24 protein-coding genes are annotated in these 23,161 nt (G+C 50.0%); 15 read left to right on the top strand and 9 right to left on the bottom strand.

All coding sequences use genetic code 11. The features are described from left to right. Window positions 1–14: 14 nt before the first annotated feature. Window positions 15–1,793, bottom strand: a complete 1,779-nt coding sequence (locus tag ABO04_RS01095) for a chemotaxis protein CheW (RefSeq protein WP_160808763.1) — start codon at window positions 1,791–1,793, stop codon at window positions 15–17. A 238-nt stretch (window positions 1,794–2,031) separates the two neighbouring features. On the opposite strand from ABO04_RS01095, the gene ABO04_RS01100 reads away from it, so the two are divergent. From ABO04_RS01100 to yedF, 10 genes are all read left to right on the top strand, one after another. Then, on the top strand, window positions 2,032–2,466 hold the full coding sequence (locus ABO04_RS01100) for a hypothetical protein (RefSeq protein WP_160808764.1): 435 nt from the start codon (window positions 2,032–2,034) through the stop codon (window positions 2,464–2,466). An 88-nt stretch (window positions 2,467–2,554) separates the two neighbouring features. After that, window positions 2,555–3,187 carry a hypothetical protein gene (locus ABO04_RS01105; RefSeq protein WP_160808765.1) on the top strand — a complete coding sequence of 211 codons (633 nt, stop codon included), beginning with the start codon at window positions 2,555–2,557 and terminating at the stop codon, window positions 3,185–3,187. 89 nt (window positions 3,188–3,276) lie between these two features. Next, window positions 3,277–4,791, top strand: coding sequence for a ubiquinone biosynthesis regulatory protein kinase UbiB (gene ubiB / locus ABO04_RS01110; protein WP_160808766.1), 1,515 nt, complete (start codon window positions 3,277–3,279; stop codon window positions 4,789–4,791). Between the two features lie 259 nt (window positions 4,792–5,050). Then, complete coding sequence (locus tag ABO04_RS01115; RefSeq protein WP_160808767.1) at window positions 5,051–6,142, top strand: ABC transporter ATP-binding protein; 1,092 nt, start codon at window positions 5,051–5,053, stop codon at window positions 6,140–6,142. Then, on the top strand, window positions 6,139–7,041 hold the full coding sequence (locus tag ABO04_RS01120; RefSeq protein WP_160808768.1) for an ABC transporter permease: 903 nt from the start codon (window positions 6,139–6,141) through the stop codon (window positions 7,039–7,041). The genes ABO04_RS01115 and ABO04_RS01120 overlap by 4 nt, the downstream gene beginning before the upstream one ends. A gap of 19 nt (window positions 7,042–7,060) precedes the next feature. Continuing rightward, window positions 7,061–7,846 carry an ABC transporter permease gene (locus ABO04_RS01125; protein WP_160808769.1) on the top strand — a complete coding sequence of 262 codons (786 nt, stop codon included), beginning with the start codon at window positions 7,061–7,063 and terminating at the stop codon, window positions 7,844–7,846. Between the two features lie 47 nt (window positions 7,847–7,893). Next, on the top strand, window positions 7,894–8,955 hold the full coding sequence (locus ABO04_RS01130) for a spermidine/putrescine ABC transporter substrate-binding protein (protein WP_240141368.1): 1,062 nt from the start codon (window positions 7,894–7,896) through the stop codon (window positions 8,953–8,955). A gap of 4 nt (window positions 8,956–8,959) precedes the next feature. Then, window positions 8,960–9,268: a (2Fe-2S) ferredoxin domain-containing protein gene (locus tag ABO04_RS01135; protein WP_160808770.1), complete on the top strand. Its 309-nt coding sequence runs from the start codon at window positions 8,960–8,962 to the stop codon at window positions 9,266–9,268. Between the two features lie 334 nt (window positions 9,269–9,602). Beyond that, window positions 9,603–10,805: a selenium metabolism membrane protein YedE/FdhT gene (gene yedE / locus ABO04_RS01140; protein WP_160808771.1), complete on the top strand. Its 1,203-nt coding sequence runs from the start codon at window positions 9,603–9,605 to the stop codon at window positions 10,803–10,805. Between the two features lie 11 nt (window positions 10,806–10,816). Continuing rightward, window positions 10,817–11,062 (top strand): sulfurtransferase-like selenium metabolism protein YedF, encoded by a 246-nt coding sequence (yedF, locus tag ABO04_RS01145; protein ID WP_160808772.1) that lies wholly within the window; start codon window positions 10,817–10,819, stop codon window positions 11,060–11,062. Between the two features lie 2 nt (window positions 11,063–11,064). Here yedF and cysG read toward each other — a convergent pair whose 3' ends face one another. From cysG to ABO04_RS01175, 6 genes are all read right to left on the bottom strand, one after another. Beyond that, on the bottom strand, window positions 11,065–12,468 hold the full coding sequence (gene cysG / locus ABO04_RS01150; protein WP_160808773.1) for a siroheme synthase CysG: 1,404 nt from the start codon (window positions 12,466–12,468) through the stop codon (window positions 11,065–11,067). Window positions 12,469–12,514: 46 nt separating this feature from the next. Then, window positions 12,515–13,489 carry a PstS family phosphate ABC transporter substrate-binding protein gene (locus ABO04_RS01155; RefSeq protein WP_240141369.1) on the bottom strand — a complete coding sequence of 325 codons (975 nt, stop codon included), beginning with the start codon at window positions 13,487–13,489 and terminating at the stop codon, window positions 12,515–12,517. A gap of 160 nt (window positions 13,490–13,649) precedes the next feature. Beyond that, on the bottom strand, window positions 13,650–15,026 hold the full coding sequence (glmM, locus tag ABO04_RS01160) for a phosphoglucosamine mutase (RefSeq protein WP_160808775.1): 1,377 nt from the start codon (window positions 15,024–15,026) through the stop codon (window positions 13,650–13,652). A gap of 162 nt (window positions 15,027–15,188) precedes the next feature. Further along, complete coding sequence (gene folP / locus ABO04_RS01165) at window positions 15,189–15,998, bottom strand: dihydropteroate synthase (protein WP_160808776.1); 810 nt, start codon at window positions 15,996–15,998, stop codon at window positions 15,189–15,191. Between the two features lie 120 nt (window positions 15,999–16,118). Next, window positions 16,119–18,047 (bottom strand): ATP-dependent zinc metalloprotease FtsH, encoded by a 1,929-nt coding sequence (gene ftsH / locus ABO04_RS01170; protein ID WP_160808777.1) that lies wholly within the window; start codon window positions 18,045–18,047, stop codon window positions 16,119–16,121. 85 nt (window positions 18,048–18,132) lie between these two features. Further along, window positions 18,133–18,753, bottom strand: coding sequence for an RlmE family RNA methyltransferase (locus tag ABO04_RS01175; protein WP_160808778.1), 621 nt, complete (start codon window positions 18,751–18,753; stop codon window positions 18,133–18,135). A 33-nt stretch (window positions 18,754–18,786) separates the two neighbouring features. Here ABO04_RS01175 and yhbY point away from each other — a divergent pair, with 33 nt between their 5' ends. The 3 genes from yhbY to ABO04_RS01190 all read left to right on the top strand — a co-directional run bounded on the left by yhbY (window position 18,787) and on the right by ABO04_RS01190 (window position 20,056). Next, complete coding sequence (gene yhbY, locus ABO04_RS01180; RefSeq protein ID WP_160808779.1) at window positions 18,787–19,170, top strand: ribosome assembly RNA-binding protein YhbY; 384 nt, start codon at window positions 18,787–18,789, stop codon at window positions 19,168–19,170. Between the two features lie 95 nt (window positions 19,171–19,265). Next, window positions 19,266–19,676: a CBS domain-containing protein gene (locus tag ABO04_RS01185; protein ID WP_160808780.1), complete on the top strand. Its 411-nt coding sequence runs from the start codon at window positions 19,266–19,268 to the stop codon at window positions 19,674–19,676. Next, on the top strand, window positions 19,673–20,056 hold the full coding sequence (locus ABO04_RS01190) for a CBS domain-containing protein (RefSeq protein ID WP_160808781.1): 384 nt from the start codon (window positions 19,673–19,675) through the stop codon (window positions 20,054–20,056). Before ABO04_RS01185 ends, ABO04_RS01190 begins: the two co-directional genes overlap by 4 nt. A gap of 260 nt (window positions 20,057–20,316) precedes the next feature. On the opposite strand, the gene ABO04_RS01195 is transcribed toward ABO04_RS01190, so the two are convergent. Both ABO04_RS01195 and ABO04_RS01200 read right to left on the bottom strand, forming a co-directional pair. Then, window positions 20,317–20,886: a DNA-3-methyladenine glycosylase gene (locus tag ABO04_RS01195; RefSeq protein ID WP_160808782.1), complete on the bottom strand. Its 570-nt coding sequence runs from the start codon at window positions 20,884–20,886 to the stop codon at window positions 20,317–20,319. A 237-nt stretch (window positions 20,887–21,123) separates the two neighbouring features. After that, entirely contained in the window at window positions 21,124–21,600 is a 477-nt protein-coding gene (locus ABO04_RS01200) for a glutathione peroxidase (RefSeq protein WP_160808783.1), read from the bottom strand. Between the two features lie 30 nt (window positions 21,601–21,630). Here ABO04_RS01200 and ABO04_RS01205 point away from each other — a divergent pair, with 30 nt between their 5' ends. Both ABO04_RS01205 and ABO04_RS01210 read left to right on the top strand, forming a co-directional pair. Beyond that, window positions 21,631–22,191: a carbonate dehydratase gene (locus ABO04_RS01205; protein WP_160808784.1), complete on the top strand. Its 561-nt coding sequence runs from the start codon at window positions 21,631–21,633 to the stop codon at window positions 22,189–22,191. A 92-nt stretch (window positions 22,192–22,283) separates the two neighbouring features. Further along, complete coding sequence (locus ABO04_RS01210; RefSeq protein WP_160808785.1) at window positions 22,284–23,123, top strand: SDR family oxidoreductase; 840 nt, start codon at window positions 22,284–22,286, stop codon at window positions 23,121–23,123. The last annotated feature ends 38 nt before the right edge of the window (window positions 23,124–23,161 follow it).

Genomic DNA, 23,161 nt, shown 5'->3' on the forward strand with positions numbered 1-23,161 from the left:
TTTATCCAGAATGATTACGCTGCATTGACCATTCTCTGTTTCGTGATATTGACCAGACCCGCGACATCCAGTATCAGAGCAACGCTGCCATCGCCCATGATAGTGGCGCCCGAAACACCCTGTATCCGGCGATAGTTATTTTCCAGACTCTTGATTACCACCTGATGCTGATCAATCAGCGTATCGACAAACATGGCGGCCTTGCTGCCCTCGGCATCGAGAATCACCAGAATGCCTTCGTGAATCTGTTGCGCAGCGGATTCGAGATTGAAGATTTCATGCAGAGCAACTACCGGCAGGCATTCCCCGTGCACCTGCACTACCCGGCCTTGATCACGTATGATGCGAATATCCTCGGCTGCGGGCTTGAGCAATTCGGTGATATACGCCAATGGGATAATGAACATCTGATCCCCCACGGATACTGACAACCCATCCAGAATAGCAAGTGTCAGCGGCAGATGGATCGAAATCTTTGTTCCCTTTCCGGTAACCGAATCGATCTCCACTCGCCCATCCAGTTCTTCAATATTGCGCTTGACCACATCCATGCCCACGCCCCGGCCGGAAACATCCGTCACCACATCTGCTGTTGAAAATCCAGCCTCAAAAATCAGCATCCATACTGCCTGATCGGTCATGTTTTCGCTGACCGGTAAGCCACGGCTCTGTGCCCTGACCAGGATTTTGTCGCGATTCAGACCAGCGCCATCATCCATCACTTCAATCACGACGCTCCCTCCCTGATGGGAGGCACGCAATATGATGGTGCCGCGCTCCGGCTTGCCCAGCGTCTTGCGTTTTTCCGGGGTTTCGATGCCATGATCGAGGCTGTTGCGAATCAGGTGCGTGAGCGGATCGGTGATTTTTTCAATCAACCCTTTATCCAGCTCGGTACCCTCACCTGCGATTTTGAGATCTACCTGCTTACCCAGCCTGGAAGCAATCTCTCTCACTACACGTGGAAACCGGCTGAAAACGAAGTTGATCGGCATCATACGGATCGACATGACCGCTTCCTGCAAATCGCGGGTGTTACGTTCAAGCTGGTTCAGGCCGTTGAGCAGTTTCTCGTAAATAACCGAGTCGATCTGGCTGGCGGTCTGGGCCAGAATGGTCTGGGTAATCGCCAGTTCGCCCACCAGATTGATCATTTGATCCACTTTTTCGACACTGACGCGAATGGAGGAGGATTCATTGCCACTTGATGATGCGGAGTGATCTGCCGATTGCTTTGAGTGCGACGCGCTAACAGCAGCCCTGGCAGGCGGTTTCACCCCGGAATTCACAAGATCATTGGGCGAAAGCAGTATTCTGTTCTCTGCTTTTTCTCCATGTGCAGCGGCCGCTTCAGTCGTCTGATCGATAGCAGGCGGATATTCAGGTGCTGCATGATTGCTGCCAGTGTCCATCTCCAGTTCTTTCAGTTTACGATTGACCGCTTCCATCTCCGTTGGATCGGCTGAACTGTTGCCCTTGTGACCATTGAGCTGATCTCTCAGCACATCTCTGGCATGCAGGAAGATATCCACCATTTCAGCACGCAGTTCGAACTCGCCCTTGCGCAATCTGTCTAGTAAAGATTCGAGCACATGAGTAAGCCCGGCCATATCAGTAAAGCCGAAGGTTCCTGCACCTCCTTTGATGGAATGCGCCGCCCGGAATATCGCGTTCAGATCTTCCGGATCGGGTGATAGAATATCCAGATTCAGCAGGCGTGTTTCCATTTCCGCCAGCAATTCACCTGCTTCCTCAAAAAATATCTCGTAGAACTGCTCAAGATCGGTGTTCATAAGAGGATTCCTGTCTGGAATTTGCAACAGGTTACCGCAGCAAAATAAGGATGTCGCTTTGAACAAACGTATAAACCACCTTCAGTTCCGGCAGTTCCGGTATTGGATACGGGGCATCGGGCGATGCAGGATGCACAGAAATTCGCATTGCATTCAGCCTCTATTCCTTTGTAATATCTTTATTTGCAAGCATTATTTATAATTCAGAGGTCAATGCGCGAGATAAGCAAGAATAAAAATGACAGAACACGTTTATACAATCCGGCAACAGGATAGAAAGGCAGCCACCGCTTTTATCGACAGCCAGCTCGGTAAGGATCCGGAGTGGTTCGGCACAACGGAATCCCAACGCATCACGGCAAAGCAGGAATATCTTGAATCCAGGATCGATTCAATCCATTTCAACAGGTGGTGCAAAAAATGGCTGAACGAAAACCAATGGGCGGAAATCAGGAAAGCAATCAGCACGAACAGATACCACAAGGAAGAAAAGCAGAGATATACCGAGCCACACAAAACCATCAGCGTGACACATCACGCATGGCAGATTCTTTCCGAACTTGCCCTGCAGGATCAGCTCTCCCTGTCCGAAGTCATTGTCAACCGGCTGGGTAAAAATAATGCAACCGCCCGTTCACCTGTCGAATCACGCTATAATCTGGGCAGAAATTGACGAATCACCGGATGTGTTCCTGAGCATGCGGTGACATGCGAGCCAGCTCTACACTAATGGCAAACATGTTGACAACCTGTTCCCGGTAATGATTACACAAGCCTCAATATTGACTCCCCCTCTGATTGCCTGCCTGAATCATTTGGCCGGTAAATCGAATTCGGTACGGCAGCAGTTACAAGCTCATGCGAACGAAACCGTGTGTTTCCGGATCGGCTCCCTGATCCGCCTGCATATCACAATTACACAGGACGGCCATTTCACAACGGCCGCCAGAGATGCACAAGCTGCGATCATTCTCAACATACCAGCCGAACTTATCCCCCGCCTTGCATCCGGCGAGATGGATGCATTCCGTGAAATCACGGTCTGTGGCGATCCGCTACTGGCAGATGTCCTGCTGTACATCGGCAAGCTCTTTCAGGCTGAAATCGAAGAGAATCTGAGTTCAGTCATAGGGGATGTGTTTGCCCGTCGTGTCACTTTGGCAGGCCAGGGATTGGTGCGCTGGCATCTGGAAAGCATGCGTAATCTGTCCCGGGCAGTAGGAGAATTCATCACTGAAGAACAGCCGGTAACGGCAAGCCGCACCCGATTCCGCCAACTTGGCCCCGAGGCCGAATCACTGCAACAGCAGGTCTCGCAACTTGCAGAGCGAATTGACACACTGGTTTCACCGCTATCGCAGGCGATGGAAAATCCGTCCCGGACCAACCAATGACCGGAAACCGTGTACAACACGACCCTGTATCCCGCGCAAACGCCACCGGCTCCGCCTGCCGATAATCTTATTGAACCACCGACTACTTCATGCGCTTCTTCCGCCTACTTAGAATCATCCTGATTGCCTATCGCTTTGGCTTGGATGAAATCCTGTTTGATCAGATCCGCCTGCGTATATTTAAGGTATTTTCACTGTTGCTGCCCTTCCGTTCTCAGCTCAAACAGCCACGTGCGGTCAGATTGCGCCTGGCACTGGAGGCACTTGGACCTATTTTCATCAAATTTGGACAGATGCTGTCCACCCGCCGGGATCTGCTCGCGCTGGATTTTGCCGAAGAACTGGCGCTCCTGCAGGATCGGGTACCCCCTTTCCCTTCGGAACAGGCGATCAGCATACTGGAAACCGTCTATGGCAAACCGGTTCATGAGGTTTTTCTCGAGTTTGATATCACGCCGACCGCCAGCGCATCGGTCGCCCAGGTACACTTTGCTGTATTACAGGATGGCACACAGGCAGCCGTTAAAATCCTGAGACCCACCATTGCTCCCGTCATCGCACATGATGTGGCACTGATGGAAACCGGCGCATGGTTGCTCGAATCCATCTGGCCGGATGGCAAGCGACTGAAACTACGCGAAGTGGTGGCAGAATTTGCCCGACATCTGGACGACGAACTTGATCTGATCCGGGAGGCTGGCAACTGCAGCCAGTTACGACGCAACTTTATGAATTCCCCTCTGTTGAAGGCGCCAGAAGTGTATTGGGATTATTGTCACACGGAAGTCATGGTTATGGAACGAATGATCGGCACGCCTATCAGCCATGTCGCCACATTGCGCACTAAAGGCATCGATATTCCGCAACTGGCCCGCATGGGCGTAGAAATTTTCTTCACTCAGGTGTTTCGGGATGGCTATTTTCATGCCGACATGCACCCCGGCAATATCTTTGTTGACGATGATGGACGCTACATCGCCATCGATTTCGGCATTATGGGCACGTTAAGCGATCAGGATAAAAACTATCTGGCACAGAATTTCCTGGCTTTCTTCCGCCGGGATTACCGTCGTGTAGCACAGACGCATATCGAGGCGGGCTGGGCACCGAGGAACACGCGCGCGGACGATTTCGAGACAGCCATCCGCGCCGTGTGTGAGCCGATTTTCGACCGACCATTAAAGGAAATTTACTTTGGCCGCGTGCTGCTGCGGCTGTTTCAGGTATCCCGCCAGTTCAATGTAGAAATTCAGCCACAACTCGTTCTGCTGCAAAAAACACTGCTCAACATTGAAGGCCTGGGACGTGACCTGGATCCGGATCTCGATCTCTGGAAAACCGCCAAACCCTTCCTGGAAAACTGGATGAGCGAACAAATCGGGCTGCGCGGACTCATTACCCATCTACAGAAGGAAGCAACTAACTGGGCGGTAATGCTCCCGCAATTTCCTCGTCTGATGCACTATAATCTGGAACAGGAACGCACTCGGAATATGGAAGACAGGCTGGCCGAGTTGGTCGCACAGCAAAAACGTCAAAACCGAATATTGACACTGGTCGTCGTACTGCTAACTGGATTATTACTTGTCCGGATATATCTCTAAGGAGCCTCTGAAAAACTACCTGCGTTGTCATTTCTGCGTTAAAAGTCGGCGAGAAAGCAGAGTTTATACGTAATAAATGAGCATTTCGATGCCGACTTTTGCCTTGAACTGACCGCCTCGCAGACGCTTTTCAAAAGGTTCCCAGGAATTCCCGCAACATAACGGTAAAAATCCGTTGGGGCATGCTCCTGTTGCTTCCCGGAGGCCCCTAACCCGACTGACCCAAATTTGCTAAAATCCGCCTTTTTGGAATAAAGTCATGGCGCTACTTGAATTGCGCAACGTTATCCGGCGCTTTGGCGATTTCACGGCGGTAAATAACGTTAGCCTGTCGATTGAAGCGGGTGAATTCTTCACACTGCTGGGTCCCTCCGGTTGTGGCAAAACAACACTGTTGCGCATGATGGCCGGATTCGATGTGCCGGATTCCGGCCAGATTCTGCTTGATGGTCAGGACATTGCCAATACGCCCCCTGAAAAACGTCCCATTCATACCGTCTTCCAAAGCTATGCCCTGTTTCCGCACATGACTGTGGCGAATAATGTAGCGTTCCCACTGAAAATGGCGGGAGTGGCATCAGCGGAAATCGAGAAACGGGTGGAAAAAGCACTGGAAGAGGTACAGCTTTCCAGGTTCGCACACCGCTTTCCGCATGAGCTCTCCGGCGGACAAAAGCAGCGAGTGGCCTTTGCACGTGGCCTGATCAACCGGCCGCGCCTGCTGCTGATGGATGAACCGCTTGGCGCACTGGATGCAAAACTGCGGGAGGACATGCAACGTGAGCTGATCAACCTGCAAAAGGAAGTCGGCATCACTTTCGTTTTTGTCACCCATTCCCAGGATGAAGCGCTGGCGCTGTCGCAGCGGATTGCGGTCATGAATCTGGGACAGATCGAACAAATCGGCGAACCTTCCGTAATTTACGGCCACCCGACTAACCGCTTCATCGCTGACTTCATCGGCAAGATCAACCTGATAGCAGCCCGGATAACTCAGGTTTCCGACAAAACCATGACGCTGGAGATCAATCAGCTCGGTACCACCACACTGCCGTTGAAGCAGGACATCAAAAGCGGAGATCAAGGCGTAATCGCCATCCGTCCGGAACAAGTGGCGGTACACGCACTGGCAAAACAGGTGGAAATTCCGCATGCCTATACCGGCAAGGTGCTTGATTTTCTCTATGTCGGGGATGTCACCACCTATGTCATCGAACTGGACAGTGGTATCCGGATAGAAGCTTTGCTGGCAAATTCTTCACCCGGGCGCGCCCGTTTTTTTGAAGTGAATGATCCGGTCATCGTCAGCTGGCCGCAAGAGGCTATACAATTTCTGTTAGATCAGCCATGAACAAATTTCGTCTGACACGCTGGCTGATCAGCCTGCCACCAATACTGTTTCTGCTGATATTTTTCGCAGCACCCAGCCTGATCATGGTGATAACCTCGTTCCGCTTCCCTGGTGAATATGGTGGGCTGGCACCGCTGGTAGCACCAGAAACTGACACCATGGCAGGTGATTCCAGTTTGTATGGTCTGACACTTGAAGCCTATCGCTTCTTTTTCAGCGATATCCTGTATGCGGAAATTTTCCTGAAATCTTTCGCGGTTGCAGCAACCTCTACCTTGATCTGTCTGATTATGGCCTACCCAGTAGCCATGCTGATTGCCCAAAGTGCAAAAAAATACCGTAATCTGATGATATTGCTCGTTGTCCTCCCATTTGCCAGCAACTTCCTGATCCGCATCTACGCCTGGATGATTATTCTTGGCCCGGAATCGGCATTCAGTCATTTCATCAATAATATGCTCCAATTTTTTGGCTTTGAACCGGTTATGATGCTGTTTTCCTCGTTCGCAGTGCTGGTCGGAACGGTTTACGTGCATCTGCCCTTCATGATTCTGCCGCTCTACACCAATCTGGAAAAACACGACCCAGTATTACTCGATGCAGCACAGGATCTTGGTGCAAACCGCTGGCAGCGCTTCTGGCGGGTAACCTGGCCACAGTCTCTGCCAGGCGTATTCTCTGGTTCTGCATTGGTATTCATCCCAGTGCTGGGCATGTTCGCCATTCCGGATATTCTGGGAGGTACCGGTGATATTCTGATCGGAAACCTGATCAAGGATCAGTTCCTGGGTACGCGCGACTGGCCATTCGGTTCCGCATTGTCCATCATGCTCATGCTGGTCGTATTATGCGTGACTGGATTATTCACCCTGCTGGCCCGCCCTCGCGCTCCCAAGTAAATCAATCTTCTGTTCGGATATGAAACGCACAAATCTCACCCTGTGGCTTGCTGCCGGCCTGGTCTATATTTTTCTTTATGTTCCACTGGTCATCGTAGTCATCTACTCGTTCAATGATTCCCGCCTGAATGCGGAGTGGGTTGGCTTCACACTCGACTGGTATTACAAACTGTTTAATAACCAGGAAATGCTGCTGGCTGCACGCAACTCGCTGATTATCGCTGTCAGCGCCAGTCTGCTCGCCACCCTGTTGGGCACAATGGCAGGACTGGCTATTCATCGCTACCGGATCAGGGTGTTGCCGTTTCTTGTATTTGCACCGATCGCCATGCCGGAGATCCTGCTGGGCGTTTCATTGCTACTGTTCTTTCTGCAGATACTGAACCTGACCTTGGGCCTGGTTTCGATCATCATCGCCCACACAACATTTTGTGTCGGTTTCGTCGCAATTATCGTGCGTGCACGGCTGCAAGGCATGGACGACAGCATTTTTGAAGCAGCACGTGATCTGGGCGCAACGCCCTGGCAAACCTTCCGGCTGATCACCCTGCCGCTGATTATGCCTGCTGTGGTCGCCGGGGCACTGATGTCGTTCACGCTGTCAATCGATGATTTTGTCATCACCTTCTTCACCAAAGGCATTGGTGAACCCATTCTGCCGATCCAGATCTACACCATGATCAAAATCGCCGTTACGCCCGAGATCAACGCCATTTCCACATTGTTCATGCTGTTAACGCTGCTGCTGATCATTATTGCCAACCGCCTGGATTCCGGCATCCTGCAGGAGGGGAAAAAATCGTGAAATCCAGTCGCATTCTGATCAGCCTTTTTTGTCTGCTATGCATCACACTGACCAGCTGCACCTCCGGAGATCAGGTCGCGAGTAACGATTTGCCCGACCAGGACGACAATATCCTGCGGCTGTTCAACTGGAACAACTACATCAGCCAGCAAACAATTGAGCGTTTTGAGCAGATCTGCCAATGCCGGGTGACACAGGATTATTATTCGGATAACGAAGAGCTGCTCGCCAAACTGGCCGCCGGTGCAACTGGCTACGATCTGCTTGTGCCAACGGGCAATGCCATGGATACGCTGATTCATCAGGGAGTATTGAGTGCGCTGGATAAAGCACAAATACCCAACCTGAAAAATATTGACCCGAACTATCTGGGCACTCTGTTCGATCCGGACAATCGCTATTCCATCCCCTATGCCTATACCACGACATTAGTAGGATTCAACCGTGAAAAACTGGCTGAACTGAATTTGCCTACTGATAGTTGGTCAATCATCTTTGAACCTGAGTATCTGAAAAAGATCAGAGGGCGCGTCACTGTGCTTGACAGCCAGCGTGAATTAATGGCAGCCGCGCTCAAATATCTGGGTTATTCCGCCAACGATACCGATGAAGTTCACTGGCAGCAGGCAAAGAAATTGATTATACAGGCAAAACCGTACTGGGCCGCTTTCAGCAACACCAGCTATATTCGCGAACTGGCGGTGGGTAACCTGTGGGTTGCGCATGGTTATTCAAATGATATGTATCAGGCTGCGCTGGATGCACAAAAAACAGGGCGCCATTTCACTGTGGATTTTGTCATCCCCCGGGAAGGGGCGGTACTGTCTCTTGACAGCATGGTGCTGCATCACACCGGCCACCAACCTGATCTTGCGCATCGTTTCATTAATTTCATGCTGGAAGGTAAAAATTCTGCTGAACTGACCAATCTGACCGGCTCTGGCAACCCTAATCTGGCTGCCCAGCCTTATATCCTTCCTGAAATCATCACCAACCCTGCTATTTTCCCGGATATGGCACAACTCACCCGGCTGGAAATGCTGCAAGATATCAACCACACCCAGCGCCGGCTGCTCAGCCGGATCTGGACTGAAATCAAACTGAGGTAACACCATGTCCTATTATCAGCACCATGTTTTCTTCTGTACCAATCAGCGCGCCAATGGCGAGCGCTGTTGTAACGATCACCACGCCCAGGAAATGCGCGATTACGCAAAAGCACGCATTAAATCACTCAAGTTAAGTGGCAAAAATAAAATACGTATCAACAACGCAGGTTGCCTTGACCGTTGCAGTGAAGGCCCGGTCATCGTCATCTACCCGGAAGAAATCTGGTACACCTACGTTGATCAGGAAGATATCGATGAAATTATCGAATCCCACCTGCAGAATGGAAAGATTGTGGAGCGATTGAAAATCTGATTGGGAATGTGCCCTCCGTTGAACACATGATTAGAGATCTTTGATATAAGCGAATCCTCCTGCTCTCGAACAGATAAAACTTTGCGGCAAAATGATGATGGATAAGTCATCGATAGATTGCAATCAATTTATTTGAGCTTTGCTATATCAGCCACTGCAGCCAATAATTAAAAGCAAAACATACATAAAAGTCATAAAATATATTTCAAATTACCCGGCAAAAGATCCGATGATCGCCCGGTACGCGATCAATAATTACCTTCCCGTCCCCACGTCGGCGCAGACGGAATACAATCAGATATACCACACACATCTATAAAACAAGAGAGCAGAAATGAATTGGCATAACTTCAAACAGCAGTACTTAGTGCGTTTCTGGTCGCCCGTACCCGCAGTCATTGCGGCTGGTATTCTTTCTGCGTTTTACTTTGGAATCACCGGCACTTTCTGGGCAGTGACAGGAGAATTCACCCGCTGGGGTGGCCACGCACTGCGGTGGCTGGGTGTGGATGTTTCTCATTGGGGTTATTTCCAGGTCATTGGTCTGCAAGGTACGCCACTGACACGCATTGACGGAGTAATGATCCTCGGTATGTTTGTGGGATGCTTTTCAGCAGCCTTGTGGGCCAATAACGTCAAGCTGCGTCTGCCTCAGCACCGTATACGTGTGTTCCAGGCCATCGTGGGCGGCATTATCGCGGGCTTTGGTGCGCGCCTGGCCATGGGATGCAACCTGGCGGCATTTTTCACCGGTATTCCACAATTCTCGTTGCATGCCTGGTTTTTTGCCATTGCTACAGCGATTGGTTCACTGGCAGGTGCCAAGGTCAGTCTGCTGCCAATATTCCGTATCCCGGTACAACTGCAGAAAGTATCGTCAGCACAACCGCTTAATCAGCATGCTTCCCGGGCACGACGTCACTTCCGTATCGGCATGCTGCTGTTTATCGCCTTCGTACTGTGGGCTGTCGCCAAGGCATTTGATGTGCCCAAGCTGGGCTATGCCGCACTGTTTGGGCTGGTTTTCGGCCTCATCATCGAGCGCGCACAGGTGTGCTTCACTTCGGCATTTCGTGATCTTTGGATTACCGGACGCACACAAATGGCCAAGGCCATCATCGCGGGGATGGCTGTGGGTACGATTGGTGTTTACAGTTATGTGCAGCTGGGCATGGACCCCAAAATTTTCTGGGCCGGACCCAACGCAGTCATTGGCGGGCTACTGTTTGGCTTTGGCATCGTGCTGGCAGGCGGCTGCGAAACGGGCTGGATGTACCGTGCCGTAGAGGGCCAGGTACATTTCTGGCTGGTGGGATTAGGTAACATCATTGGCTCCACGCTGCTGGCGCTGGCGTGGGATGATCTGGCGCCTGTCCTCGTTGTAAATTTCGACAAGGTCAATCTCCTCCAAGCATTGGGGCCACAAGGCGGTCTGCTAACCACCTACATTATGCTGGGTGTATTTCTGGCGCTGGTGCTGTACTGGGAAAAATATTTCTTTGCCCGGGAAGCCCGCAAAACACTGCAAACAATCTAAACATAGCCTTGATGCAATCAAATTCAAGTACCATCATCCCTGATTTTCGCCTCGATATGATCGGCGAACCCTGCCCCTATCCTGCTGTGGCAACACTGGAAGCCCTGCCTCAGCTGCAGCCGGGGCAGATTTTGGAAGTAATTTCAGACTGCCCGCAATCAATCAACAACATCCCGATTGATGCTAAAAACCATGGCTACGAAGTACTGGAAATCCAGCAGGATGGTCCCACCATCCGTTATCTGATCCGCCGCTGATCTTATTCCAGATTTTCCGGAAACGAATTGAACCAGGCCAGCTTCTGACGAAGTTTGACCACTTCCCCCACAATGATGAGTGTGGGGGGCTTTAGTGGATTCCTCTGAACGATTGCCGGCAAGGTCTCAAGTGTACCTGTCAGGACACTCTGGTTAGGAGTCGTACCCTGTTGAATAATCGCTGCCGGCGTAGCGGCGTGCAGGCCATGGGCAATCAGTTGCCGGCATAATTCGGAGATTCCCAGCAATCCCATATAGACAACAATCGTCTGGTTTGGCCGTGCCAGTGCCGGCCAGTCGAGCTGCACAGTGTTATCCTTCAGGTGTCCAGTCACAAAAATACAGGAATGCGCATAATCCCGATGCGTCAGGGGAATCCCCGCATAACTGGCAACACCTGATGCCGCTGTAATTCCGGGAACAACCTGAAATGGAATTCGATGTTGTGACAGTGTCTCAATTTCCTCGCCACCTCGCCCGAAAATAAAAGGATCGCCTCCTTTCAGGCGCAAAACACGTTTGCCCTCCTGTGCCAGTTTTGTCAGCAGTTCGTTGATCGATGTCTGTGGCAGAGTATGCTGATTACGTGCTTTTCCGGCATAGATGCGTGTTGCATCCTGTCTGACCATATCCAGAATGGCAGGAGAAACCAACCGGTCATAAACGACCACATCTGCCTGCTGCATCAGGCGCATGGCCCGGAAAGTCAGCAAATCCGGATCTCCCGGACCCGCCCCCACCAGATAGACCTCTCCAGTCGGGGGTTGATCAGTACTGTTTTTCAGCGCTTCTGACAGATAATCCTGTGCGGCCTGATCTCTACCAGCAAAAACCATTTCTGCAAACGGCCCCTGCAAAATTTTTTCCCAGAAGAAGCGGCGATTCTCCGGATGCGTGAAACGCTGTCTGACCTGCTCCCGAAAGCGTGCGGCATACCTGGCCAGCCGGCCATAAGCTGCGGGAATCAGTGCTTCCAGTCGCGCACGCAACAACCTCGCTAGTATGGGAGAACTGCCTCCGCTTGAAACCGCGACAATAACCGGAGAACGGTCCAGAATGGATGGCATGATAAAAGTGCACAGATCCGGATTATCAACAACATTTACCGGAATACCCGCTTGCATGGCAGCCGCGGAGACTGCCTGATTCACTTTACGATCATTCGTGGCAGCAATAACCAGTACCATATCCTGCAGATGATCCGCACGGAAGATTTCAGCATCATGAATAATTGAAGAGTATTGCAGCAACAGACGATTCAACTCTTCATCAATGACGGGAGATACGATATGAATGCACGCTCCTGCTCGCAATAACAGCCTTGCTTTACGGGCGGCAACCCCCCCCCCACCCACGATCAGGCAGTTACGCCGTTTGATATCGAGAAATATGGGCAAGTAATCCATTCAGGCACCGGGTCAGGCAAATGACTGGGTTAAGAAGAGCAGTAAATCACTGAACTTTTGCGCGCTTGTACAATTCTTCAATACTGATTCCCATGCCTGCTTCACCGCCGAAAGCAGTACCCAGCGTCTTGTTCTCAAGATGCTTGATATTAAGATCGTAAAATTCTTTCTTCAATGGAAAGTATCTGACTTCCTCAACCAGTTGTTGCGCGTGTTGCATATAAAAACCGACAAATTCACGGATTTCCGGCTTGTCCACGGATTTGACATTCACATAGATAAAAAGTGGGCGAGATAACGGCTGATAACTTCCGTTCCGTACAGTAAGTACGGAAGGCAGAATGCCACCATCGCCACTACCATTATCGATTGCTACGGCCTTTAGTTTTTTGTGATTTTCAACGTAGTAGGCAAAGCCAAAAAAGCCCAATGCATACAGATCGCTCGTTACGCCCTGAACAAGCACATTGTCATCTTCAGAGGCCGTGTAATCTCCCCGGCTGGATTTTGCCCTGCCCACTACGGCTTCAGTGAAATAATCGAATGTGCCCGAATCAGCCCCTGCACCAAACAGTTTAATTCTGGCGTTCGGCCATGCCGGGTTGATTTGATTCCATTTCAGTATCTTCTCCTGTGCTGCTGGTTCCCAGATTTTTTTCAGCTCGGTAATGGTCATGGACTGAACCCAGTCATTCCCGGGATTAACCACCACAGTCAAGGCATCGAAGGCGATGGGCATTTCAATATATTGCACACCCGCATTACGACATTGCTCCATCTCGGAGGACAGGATAGGGCGAGAGGCATTCACAATATCAATCTCATTCCGGCAGAATTTTCTGAACCCTCCACCTGTACCAGAAATGCCTGCAGTCACCATGACGCTCCCTCTCTTGGCGATCTGGAAATCTTCTGCAACCGCTTCCGTAATTGGAAAAACTGTACTTGATCCGTCTATTTTAACAAGCTGCCTGGCGCTAATCGTTGTTCCAGCACTACACAGAAAAATAAAACCCAGCATTACGATCAGAAATCGGATATCAAAATTCAATAAAGGTCGCTGCATGACAACACTCCTGTTTTTAATAAATTGGTAAGGATAATTGCAACGCAACGCATACCTCATGACTCGCAACAAGGATAAACAGGATATGTTACAAGCTCGCGATGATCGTGATTGCTCAGTGCCCAACAGTTGAAACAGCAGCCTGTTGTTGAATTGTTCCCGCAATTTTCTCGGCCCAGTATTCAATCTGCTGGGGCTCTTTCCCTTCTACCATCACCCTGATCAACGGTTCAGTTCCGGAAGCGCGCAACAGAATACGCCCGTCCCTTCCCAGCACCTGTTCCGCCTCGTTTTTGCACGCTGCTACGATCCGATCATTCTGAAAATCAAAATCTCTGGAAACCTTTACATTGATTAGCCGCTGGGGGAAAAAGCTAACATCACGCATCCAGTCGGAAAATGTCAAACCCGTCTCCCGTAGCGCGCATAAAACCTGGAGAGCGGAAATAATTCCATCACCGGTGGTATGTTTGTCGCGACAGATAATATGACCAGAATTTTCTGCTCCCAGGTACCAGTCATTTTGTTGCAGCAATTCAGAAACATAGCGGTCCCCGACATTCGCTCGGGCGAACGGAATACCAAGCCGTCCAAAGGCTTGTTCAACTGCCAGATTGGTCATGAGTGTTCCAACAACCCCACCCTGCAGTACGCCGCGCTGTTGCCGATGTCTGGCGATAATATAAGCCAGGCTGTCACCATCGTATACCATACCTTCCTTACTTACCATCAGCACCCGATCACCGTCGCCATCCACAGCAATGCCAAAATCCGCACTATGTTGCAAGACTGCACTCTGCAGCGTCTTGATATGGGTTGCACCGCATTCGTAATTAATATTGAAACCATCCGGATTCGCATGAATAGTAACAACATCGGCACCCAATTCATGCATCACATGCCCGGCAACCTGATAATCCGCACCATTGGCACAATCAACCACAATTCGCCACCCTCGCAAATCGAGTTGGTTAGGAAAAGTACTTTTACAGAACTCGATATACCGCCCTTCTGCATCCTTGAGACGATGAACCCGACCCAGTTTGGCGGAAGGTGCTGTCTTTATAGGCAACTCCAGCTCAGCTTCAATTTGAAGCTCCATACTGTCCGGCAGTTTTGAACCTTCTGAAGAGAAAAATTTGATCCCGTTATCATCAAACGGATTATGCGAGGCGGAAATAACTGCCCCGGCCTGAATGCGCAAAGCTCGGACAAGGTAGGCCACAGCAGGCGTTGGCAGTGGTCCGGATAACAACACATCCACTCCTGCCGCAGAAAAACCGGCTTCCAGCGCAGATTCCAGCATATAGCCGGATATCCTCGTGTCTTTTCCTATCAGGATGGTAGGTCGCTTATCCGCAGTCAGTTGCCAATCAGAAGTCAGCAATACCTTGCCGACAGCGTAACCCAGACGTAAAAAAAAATCCGGCGTTATCGGAAATTCTCCCACCCTGCCACGAATACCATCCGTACCAAAATATTTTTTCTTCATATCAGTTGTTATTTCTCCGTTAGGTTCCGGATTAAAATATTTAGCCGAACCGACCATATCAAGATTGATGTTCTACAAACACAAATGTCTGATAAATCAACAGCACAAGTATCTACTCCGCCATTATATTATTGTCCTCGAAACTGATTATCGTACAATCAGTTACTGGCCAGATGATGGATATATTAGAAAGCCCGGATGAATCCGGTTCATTGCCGCAAATACTGAAAATGCATCACGGGTCGCTTTGACATCATGAACCCGTACAATTCTTGCACCCTGACCCACCGCCAAAAGCGCGGCCGCCACACTGGCATGAACGCGGTTATCAATCGTATTGCCTGTAATCATTCCTAGCATTGATTTGCGTGAAAGGCCGGCCATAACGGGAAGATTTATGGCGGTGAATTGATCCAGATGGTGCAATAGCGCAAGATTATGCTCCAATGTTTTACCAAAACCGAAACCGGGATCAATAATGATCCGTTCACGCGCAATCCCGGCTGATACCGCAGACGCAACACGTTGTTCCAGAAAAGTTAGCACCTCGGTTACTACATCCAAGTACTGCGGATCGAGCTGCATTGTCTCTGGTCGACCTTGCATATGCATCAGACAAGTCATAACAGCACTGTCCGCGACAATCTCAAGTGCACCAGGCGCTTGCAACGCACGGGTATCATTGACAAGAGCAACTCCGGCACGAATAGCAGCCTGCATGACTTCTGGTTTGGCAGTATCAACCGAGACCGGAATATCCATGTGTAATGCAAACTCTATAACAGGCATGATGCGTAACAGCTCTTCATCCGATCCAATGGACCGGCTTCCGGGACGGGTAGATTCACCCCCGATATCAAGGATATCAGCCCCTTCCTGAACCAGACGCCTTACCTGTTCAATTGCTTTTCCGGTGGTATCAAAACAACCGCCATCAGAAAAAGAATCAGGTGTGACATTGATCACTCCCATGATCAATGGGCGATTTTCTTGAAAAATTCTTTGTAGTTTGTTCACTTGAGCAAGAAAAATGGCCTGTACGTTTTATTTATCCGTACAGGCCATCAATCAGGAAAATAATTTAAAACCTTTTCAGGCTTCCACTTTCTGGGCAGGTGCCTCTTCTGCTGTCGCTGGCTCACTCGCAGGCTGCTTCACTTCACCACTGGTGCTACTGGTTGAGCCTTTATCCTGCCGTGGAGAAGAAGGTGTTTGTGGTGGACGCGGAGGACGACCTTCCATAATATCTTTGATCTGGTCGCTGTCTATCGTCTCCCACTCAAGCAACGCTTGTGTCATCGCCTCGATTTTATCCTTGTTCTCCTCGATGATCTTACGCGCAAGTGCATATTGCTCATCGACGATCCGGCGAATCTCGGCATCAACCATTTGCATAGTTGCTTCACTCAGATTTCTGTGAGTAGTGACCGAACGTCCAAGGAATACCTCTCCTTCATTTTCGCCATACACCATCGGCCCCAATGTCTCGGACATACCCCATTGCGTTACCATCTTGCGGGCGGTATCCGTGGCCCGTTCAAAGTCATTGGAAGCACCGGTCGTCATCTGGTGCATGAACACTTCTTCCGCAATACGGCCACCGAACATAACAGCAATCGTCTGCAAAATCTGATCGCGATCCATGCTATAACGATCTTCGGTAGGTAATTGCATGGTAACACCCAGTGCACGCCCACGTGGGATGATCGAAACTTTGTGAACCGGATCGGTCTTAGGCAGCAAATAGGCCACTACCGCATGGCCTGACTCATGATAAGCAGTATTACGCCGCTCATTTTCCGGCATAACAACAGTACGACGCTCTGCACCCATCAGGATTTTGTCTTTCGCACGTTCAAAATCCTCCATATCGACCAGACGTTTGTTGGCTCGTGCGGCAAACAATGCTGCCTCATTAACCAAGTTGGCCAGATCAGCCCCTGACATACCAGGTGTGCCTCTTGCCAGGATACTGGCTTTCACATCGGGAGATATCGGAACCTTGCGCATATGTACTTGCAAAATCTGTTCCCGGCCACGAATATCAGGCAAGGGCACAACAACCTGTCTGTCGAACCGGCCTGGACGCAACAAAGCGGGATCCAGCACATCCGGGCGGTTGGTGGCAGCAATGACAATCACGCCCATATTGCCTTCAAACCCATCCATTTCAACCAGCAGCTGGTTCAGGGTTTGTTCACGTTCATCATTACCACCTCCCAGGCCAGCACCACGCTGACGCCCGACCGCATCAATCTCGTCAATGAAGATGATGCAGGGTGCATGTTTTTTCGCCTGTTCGAACATATCCCTTACTCTGGAAGCACCAACACCCACAAACATCTCAACGAAATCTGAACCGGAAATACTGAAAAACGGTACTTTTGCTTCCCCGGCAATGGCACGGGCAAGCAGCGTTTTACCTGTTCCCGGGTTACCGCACATCAGCACGCCACGAGGAATACGTCCCCCCAGTTTCTGAAACCGGGAAGGATCTCTCAGAAACTCCACCAGTTCTGCGACTTCTTCCTTGGCTTCCTCACAACCTGCCACATCCGCAAAAGTCACATTGTTGTTTTTGTGATCAAGCATTCTGGCCTTGCTTTTGCCAAATGAGAAAGCACCTCCGCTCCGGCCGCCTCCCTGCATCTGACGCATGAAAAAAATCCAGACAGCAATCAGCAGCAGCATCGGGAACCAGGAAACCAGTATACTCATCAACATGGATGGCTCTTCTTCCGGTTTTGCTTCCACAGCCACCCCTGCTTTTAAAAGATCACTTACCAGCCATGGATCGGAGGGCGAATGGACGATAAACGAACGGCCATCTGTTTTCGTGCCTCTCAAGGTACGACCATCAATTACTACCTTGGCAATCCTGCCTTGGTGCATTTCACCGATGAATTGTGAATATTCCATGGGAGGCTGTGATGGCTGCCGGGTGGAGAATTGATTGAATACTGTCATCAGCACCAATGCAATCACCAGCCAGATAGCCATGTTCTTAATCAAATTATTCATATTAGCTCCTCAATTTTGCTTCTCGACGAAACCGGTTTTTTGAAACGCTGCGGCTTATCAGTTACAGGACTGTCACCGCAGTCTATCAGATTATTTTTTTCAGTCCCAGCAAATATAACTCTTTACTCCGATCTCGCGAAGCCTTTGGTTTCCTGATAACAACTTTTGCAAAATCAGCCTGCATCAATTGTCGGAATGTCTCAAAGTCACTCCCCTGAAATACTTTGACAAGAAAATTTTGTCCGGGGTTCAGGTGTTCACGACAAAACATCAAAGCAAGTTCTGCCAGGTACATGCCGTGAGCCTGATCGCTGACACGGATACCAGTCAGATTGGGTGACATATCGGAAATTACAAGATCTGCCTGTTTTCCGCCCAGCATTGTCTTCAGCGCAGCTAGAGCATCTTCTTCACGAAAATCACCCTGAATGAAAGTCACACCCGGCAAAGGCTGCATATCCAGCATATCCAGCGCAAAAACTTTGCCTGTCGGTCCAACAGATTCAAGTACCACTTGAGACCAACTGCCAGGTGCTGCCCCCAGATCGATAACTGTCATCCCTGGTGAAAAAAGAGCAGCACGCCCGGCGATTTCCTGTAACTTGTAAGCAGCACGCGAACGATAACCCTCGTGATTAGCCTTGCGGACAAAATTATCGTTGATATGAGTCTTTATCCAGGCTCTGCTGGTTCTGGCAGATTTCATCAGGTAAAATCCGGTGTTTTAAGGAAGGTTTTAATGCTCGAACTCGATACAACGCTGCGCCGCCAGCTTACAGCCAGTGCGCACCATCTGAATCCGGTAGTAACAATTGGCAAGGATGGCTTGGCAGAAAGTGTTATTGGCGAGCTGGACCGGAATCTTTTGAAGCATGAACTCATCAAAATTAAAGTGCTTGAAGGCGACCGGGAACAGCGAAGTTCACTGCTGGAGCAGATTTGTCTCTCTCTGAATGCTGCGCCTATCAAACAGATTGGTAAAATCCTGATTATATACCGGACCAATCCGGATAAAAAAAGCCTCGAAACCACAGCTTCGAGCACGCCCAAATCTACTTCCAAAGCAAAACGCAAACCAAGCCCCACGCAACGGGCGAGAAAAATTTTAACAAAAAATAAATAAGCGAAGGAAGATTCGCCATTTCTTCCGAACCATATCCCCTAAACACCTGGGTGATCTGGTATAACGCAGATCGGTTCACGCATATGGAGATACTTATGAGCACGAAACTGGAATTACCAATTCATGAATTTACCACGCCCTATCCAGTCACCGCACGCGAAGACAGTTCGATCGACGAATTACTGGATATCGTCAAAAACCTCAAGGTACGCCACATTCCCATCATGTCAAACGGGAAAATCACGGGAATTGTCAGTGAACGTGATCTCAGAATCATCTCTGCATTAAGTGCCCGCGAAAAATTCCTGGTCAGAGCAGATGATCTGATGGTATCCAATCCAGTGACTTTTCAGAGTAACACTCCCATTGAAGATGTTATTCTGGAAATGTCAGAGAAAAAAATAGGTAGTGTATTGGTGACAGATGAAAAGGGAGAGCTGCAGGGTATATTCACAGTAACCGACGCACTGGATGTTCTGGTCGAAATATTACGAGGCAGAAAATGACACAGGTCCGTGATTTAATGACGCCTATGCCTCAAACCATCGGCTTTGATATCTCAGTGGAAAAGGCTCTGGAGATGATGCAGGAATATGCCTGTCATCACCTCCCCGTACTGAACGGTGGAAAACTGGTTGGGGTACTGAGTGACAGAGATCTGTCTATGGCCAGACATGATTCAAGTAACGCTAAAACCGAACATCTTGTCGGGGATCTCATGAGTGATGAGCCCATAGTCATTGAGCCTTCCGCCGAAATCAATACAGCCATCCGCATCATGCTGAATAATAAAATCAACAGCCTCATTGTCAAAGCAGAAGCAAACCAGCCGTGGGGCATCCTTACCTCGACGGACCTTCTACGCTACGTCGTAGAAAAAACCTGAAGCAGGCCACACTGATAAACCCGGAGGAAACAGAGACTATCCGCCTCGTTTTCTCTGGCACGTTTCCGGATATACAAACAGGCCAGTAGCCGTGAGGCCTGTTCAGATTCCATTGAAAGGCGCATTACAGCGTTAAAACCAAGCTCGAAAGTTTCCCCGCGCATACTTCGAACAAGCTCCACTTTTTCGTTCGCTACTCTCTCCTGACCAAGCGCCTGAACAGGTTCCCGGAAACATATTTTCCATTTGTGTGCAGAAACTCAGCGAAACGGGCGACTCAGGAAACGAGATCCTGCCAACCCAAAACGCCAGGGTTTTTCTTTCGCCTTCGAGATACCGATACGCGGCCCGGTGACAATAGTTACCGGAGTTGTCGCTGGTAAAAGCTGAAACGGAGGAACATCAACCGGCATACCACTGTGTGCCATAGTAATTTCGAGCGCCTGACACAGCCGCCCGGGGCCCGCACAGAGCAGGCGTATATTATCCAACCCGCGACGTGTCCGCATAATATCCAACCCTGCCAGCGGTTCCAGTGCACGGATCAAAACACCAGCACCATGCCCAGGTGGACAGCAAACAATATTGAAGCACCAGTGTATTCCGTAAGAGCGATAGATATACGCATGACACGGCGGCCCGAACATGACCTGATTGCGCGGTGTCATTCCACCAAAGCAGTGCGAAGCAGGATCTTCATAATCATAGGCTTCCACCTCTACAATCCGGCCACCTACCCCATTCAGCATGAGCGTTACGCCTATCAGGGAACAGGCTACTTCAGCGGGCGGCGCCGAGAAATCAATGCCGAGTGATGAAATCAAATACATACAAATGCCGGATGAAATTAAATCTAGAGCGTTTTCTGCACAGATGTAGATATTCCCCTTTCCATCAAAGGTTCCTAAGATGCTGCTGAGAAATCAAACTGTAAACATTTGGATACAAAATGCTCCGGAAACAACCGTTGGACGCACCTAAGTGTACGTCTGGCGCGTTGTCCGAAAAAACGCAGGCCTCCCCTTGCAACACTACAGATGAGTTTCACAGCAATCTTCAACAGTCTGTTAAAGCAGTTGTTCGATATCTCTTCCCAAGGACTCCGGCCTATCAACCGGCGCGTAACGCTTGACCACCTGCCCGGCTCTATCCACCAGAAATTTGGTGAAATTCCACTTTATGCCCCTGGAGCCCAGTACACCCGGTTTTTTATCCTTCAGATATTGGTAGAGTGGATGGGCATTGGCACCATTTACCTCAATCTTCGCAAACAAAGGGAAGCTGATGGCGTAGTCGGATGCACAAAACTCTTGAATCTCACGCTCATTGCCCGGCTCCTGGTGGCCAAACTGGTTACAGGGGAAAGCAAGCACAATCAATCCTTGATCCTTATAGCGGCGATATAACGCCTCCAAGCCCTGGTACTGCGGTGTAAAGCCACATTGACTGGCCGTGTTCACTATCAGCATAACTTTACCTTTATAATCGCCGATCAGCTTATTCCGACCATCAATCATTTTTACGTCATAGTCATAGATATCCATCGCTGTTTATAACACTACCCAGAAATTATCATGATTAGAAAAAACCCCACAGGGGATCAGCCGATCGTTCACGCAAGCGCTTTTGTTGATCCCACTGCTATTCTTTGCGGACGTATCGTCGTACACGAAAATGTATTCATCGGGCCGTACGCTATCATCCGGGCAGACGAGGTGGATGAAGCCGGAAATATGGAGCCCATTACAGTCGGTGCACATTCCAATATTCAGGATGGCGTGGTCATTCATTCCAAATCGGGTGCCGCCGTCACAATCGGGGAACGTACCTCGATCGCCCACCGGGCAATTGTACACGGGCCTTGTACCGTAGGTCCCGGTGTGTTCATCGGATTTAACAGCGTACTGTTCAACTGCACAATCGGTGAAGGCTGTGTCGTTCGCCACAATTCGGTCGTTGATGGCTGCGATCTGCCACCAGGCTTCTATGTGCCTTCTACACAACGAATCGGTCCAAAAACCGACCTGGCGTCCATCAGGAAAGTCACTCCCAAAGCATCGGAATTTTCTGAGGATGTCGCCAGAACCAACAATTCCCTGGTGCAAGGATACAAACGCATCCAGAATGAACTTTAGCTGATTGTTAAAAATTGCTGTGTCGTAAATTGATTATTATGCTGAATGCTGCTCATAATTCTCCTTTTACGTGAACCACCCGAATCCAGCCTATGAAAAAAGCCATATTAATTACCGGCTGTTCCAGTGGCATCGGCTACTGCGTTGCCCACGGCTTACACGCACGGGGTTATCGTGTCTTTGCCACCGCCCGCCGACAGGAGAGCGTGGAAATGCTGCTTGCGGAAGGATTGGAGAGTTTTCAGCTCGATCTGAATGATTCCACCTCGATTCAACGGGCAGTCGAAGAAACCCTGAAACGCAGCAATGGTGCGCTGTACGCTTTGTTCAATAATGGCGCCTACGGGCTGCCTGGTGCCGTTGAAGATCTTAGCCGGGCAGCATTGCATGCACAGTTCGAAACCAATTTCTTCGGCTGGGTGGAGCTGACCAATCTGATCCTGCCCGTCATGCGCAAGCAGAAATATGGACGTATCATCCAGAATAGCTCGGTATTGGGTTTTGCCGCCATGCCATTTCGTGGCGCATATAATGCCTCCAAATATGCAGTCGAGGGATGGAGTGATACCTTGCGGCTGGAGCTGAGAGGAAGCGGCATTTTCATCAGCCTGATCGAACCGGGGCCAATTGCAACCCGGTTCCGCGCCAATGCGATGAGAGCATTTGAACGTTATATTGACGCCGAACACAGTGTTCACCGCGAAAAGTATCTCGCCATTCGTAACCGGCTCAACAAACCAGGAGCGGCTGTCCCCTTCACCCTGCCCCCGGAAGCTGTGCTGAAAAAGGTAATCCATGCGCTGAAAGCCGATCTCCCCAAGGCGCGCTACTACGTCACCCTCCCGACACATCTGTTCGGTTTTCTCAAACGCATTCTCCCGGTTTCAATGCTGGATAAAATACTGTCCAAAGCCGGAAATGATCACCAGTAAATCTGCTGCAAATTATCGCCAGTCACGAGACTTGCTAC

This window comes from Nitrosomonas sp. HPC101, assembly GCF_009833125.1.
In the GTDB taxonomy this organism is placed as follows: Bacteria; Pseudomonadota; Gammaproteobacteria; order Burkholderiales; family Nitrosomonadaceae; genus Nitrosomonas.

Coding starts and splice junctions, on each gene's coding strand:
- ubiB (WP_160808766.1), top strand. CDS start 3,277: ATGCGCTTCTTCCGCCTACTTAGAATCATCCTGATTGCCTATCGCTTT.
- ABO04_RS01100 (WP_160808764.1), top strand. CDS start 2,032: ATGACAGAACACGTTTATACAATCCGGCAACAGGATAGAAAGGCAGCC.
- ABO04_RS01095 (WP_160808763.1), bottom strand. CDS start 1,793: ATGAACACCGATCTTGAGCAGTTCTACGAGATATTTTTTGAGGAAGCA.
- ABO04_RS01105 (WP_160808765.1), top strand. CDS start 2,555: ATGATTACACAAGCCTCAATATTGACTCCCCCTCTGATTGCCTGCCTG.
- ABO04_RS01190 (WP_160808781.1), top strand. CDS start 19,673: ATGACACAGGTCCGTGATTTAATGACGCCTATGCCTCAAACCATCGGC.
- ABO04_RS01175 (WP_160808778.1), bottom strand. CDS start 18,753: ATGAAATCTGCCAGAACCAGCAGAGCCTGGATAAAGACTCATATCAAC.
- yedE (WP_160808771.1), top strand. CDS start 9,603: ATGAATTGGCATAACTTCAAACAGCAGTACTTAGTGCGTTTCTGGTCG.
- ABO04_RS01115 (WP_160808767.1), top strand. CDS start 5,051: ATGGCGCTACTTGAATTGCGCAACGTTATCCGGCGCTTTGGCGATTTC.
- folP (WP_160808776.1), bottom strand. CDS start 15,998: ATGGGAGTGATCAATGTCACACCTGATTCTTTTTCTGATGGCGGTTGT.
- ABO04_RS01200 (WP_160808783.1), bottom strand. CDS start 21,600: ATGGATATCTATGACTATGACGTAAAAATGATTGATGGTCGGAATAAG.
- cysG (WP_160808773.1), bottom strand. CDS start 12,468: ATGGATTACTTGCCCATATTTCTCGATATCAAACGGCGTAACTGCCTG.
- ABO04_RS01155 (WP_240141369.1), bottom strand. CDS start 13,489: ATGCTGGGTTTTATTTTTCTGTGTAGTGCTGGAACAACGATTAGCGCC.
- ABO04_RS01125 (WP_160808769.1), top strand. CDS start 7,061: ATGAAACGCACAAATCTCACCCTGTGGCTTGCTGCCGGCCTGGTCTAT.
- ABO04_RS01195 (WP_160808782.1), bottom strand. CDS start 20,886: ATGTATTTGATTTCATCACTCGGCATTGATTTCTCGGCGCCGCCCGCT.
- ABO04_RS01135 (WP_160808770.1), top strand. CDS start 8,960: ATGTCCTATTATCAGCACCATGTTTTCTTCTGTACCAATCAGCGCGCC.
- ABO04_RS01205 (WP_160808784.1), top strand. CDS start 21,631: ATGATTAGAAAAAACCCCACAGGGGATCAGCCGATCGTTCACGCAAGC.
- ftsH (WP_160808777.1), bottom strand. CDS start 18,047: ATGAATAATTTGATTAAGAACATGGCTATCTGGCTGGTGATTGCATTG.
- ABO04_RS01210 (WP_160808785.1), top strand. CDS start 22,284: ATGAAAAAAGCCATATTAATTACCGGCTGTTCCAGTGGCATCGGCTAC.
- yhbY (WP_160808779.1), top strand. CDS start 18,787: ATGCTCGAACTCGATACAACGCTGCGCCGCCAGCTTACAGCCAGTGCG.
- ABO04_RS01185 (WP_160808780.1), top strand. CDS start 19,266: ATGAGCACGAAACTGGAATTACCAATTCATGAATTTACCACGCCCTAT.
- ABO04_RS01120 (WP_160808768.1), top strand. CDS start 6,139: ATGAACAAATTTCGTCTGACACGCTGGCTGATCAGCCTGCCACCAATA.
- yedF (WP_160808772.1), top strand. CDS start 10,817: ATGCAATCAAATTCAAGTACCATCATCCCTGATTTTCGCCTCGATATG.
- glmM (WP_160808775.1), bottom strand. CDS start 15,026: ATGAAGAAAAAATATTTTGGTACGGATGGTATTCGTGGCAGGGTGGGA.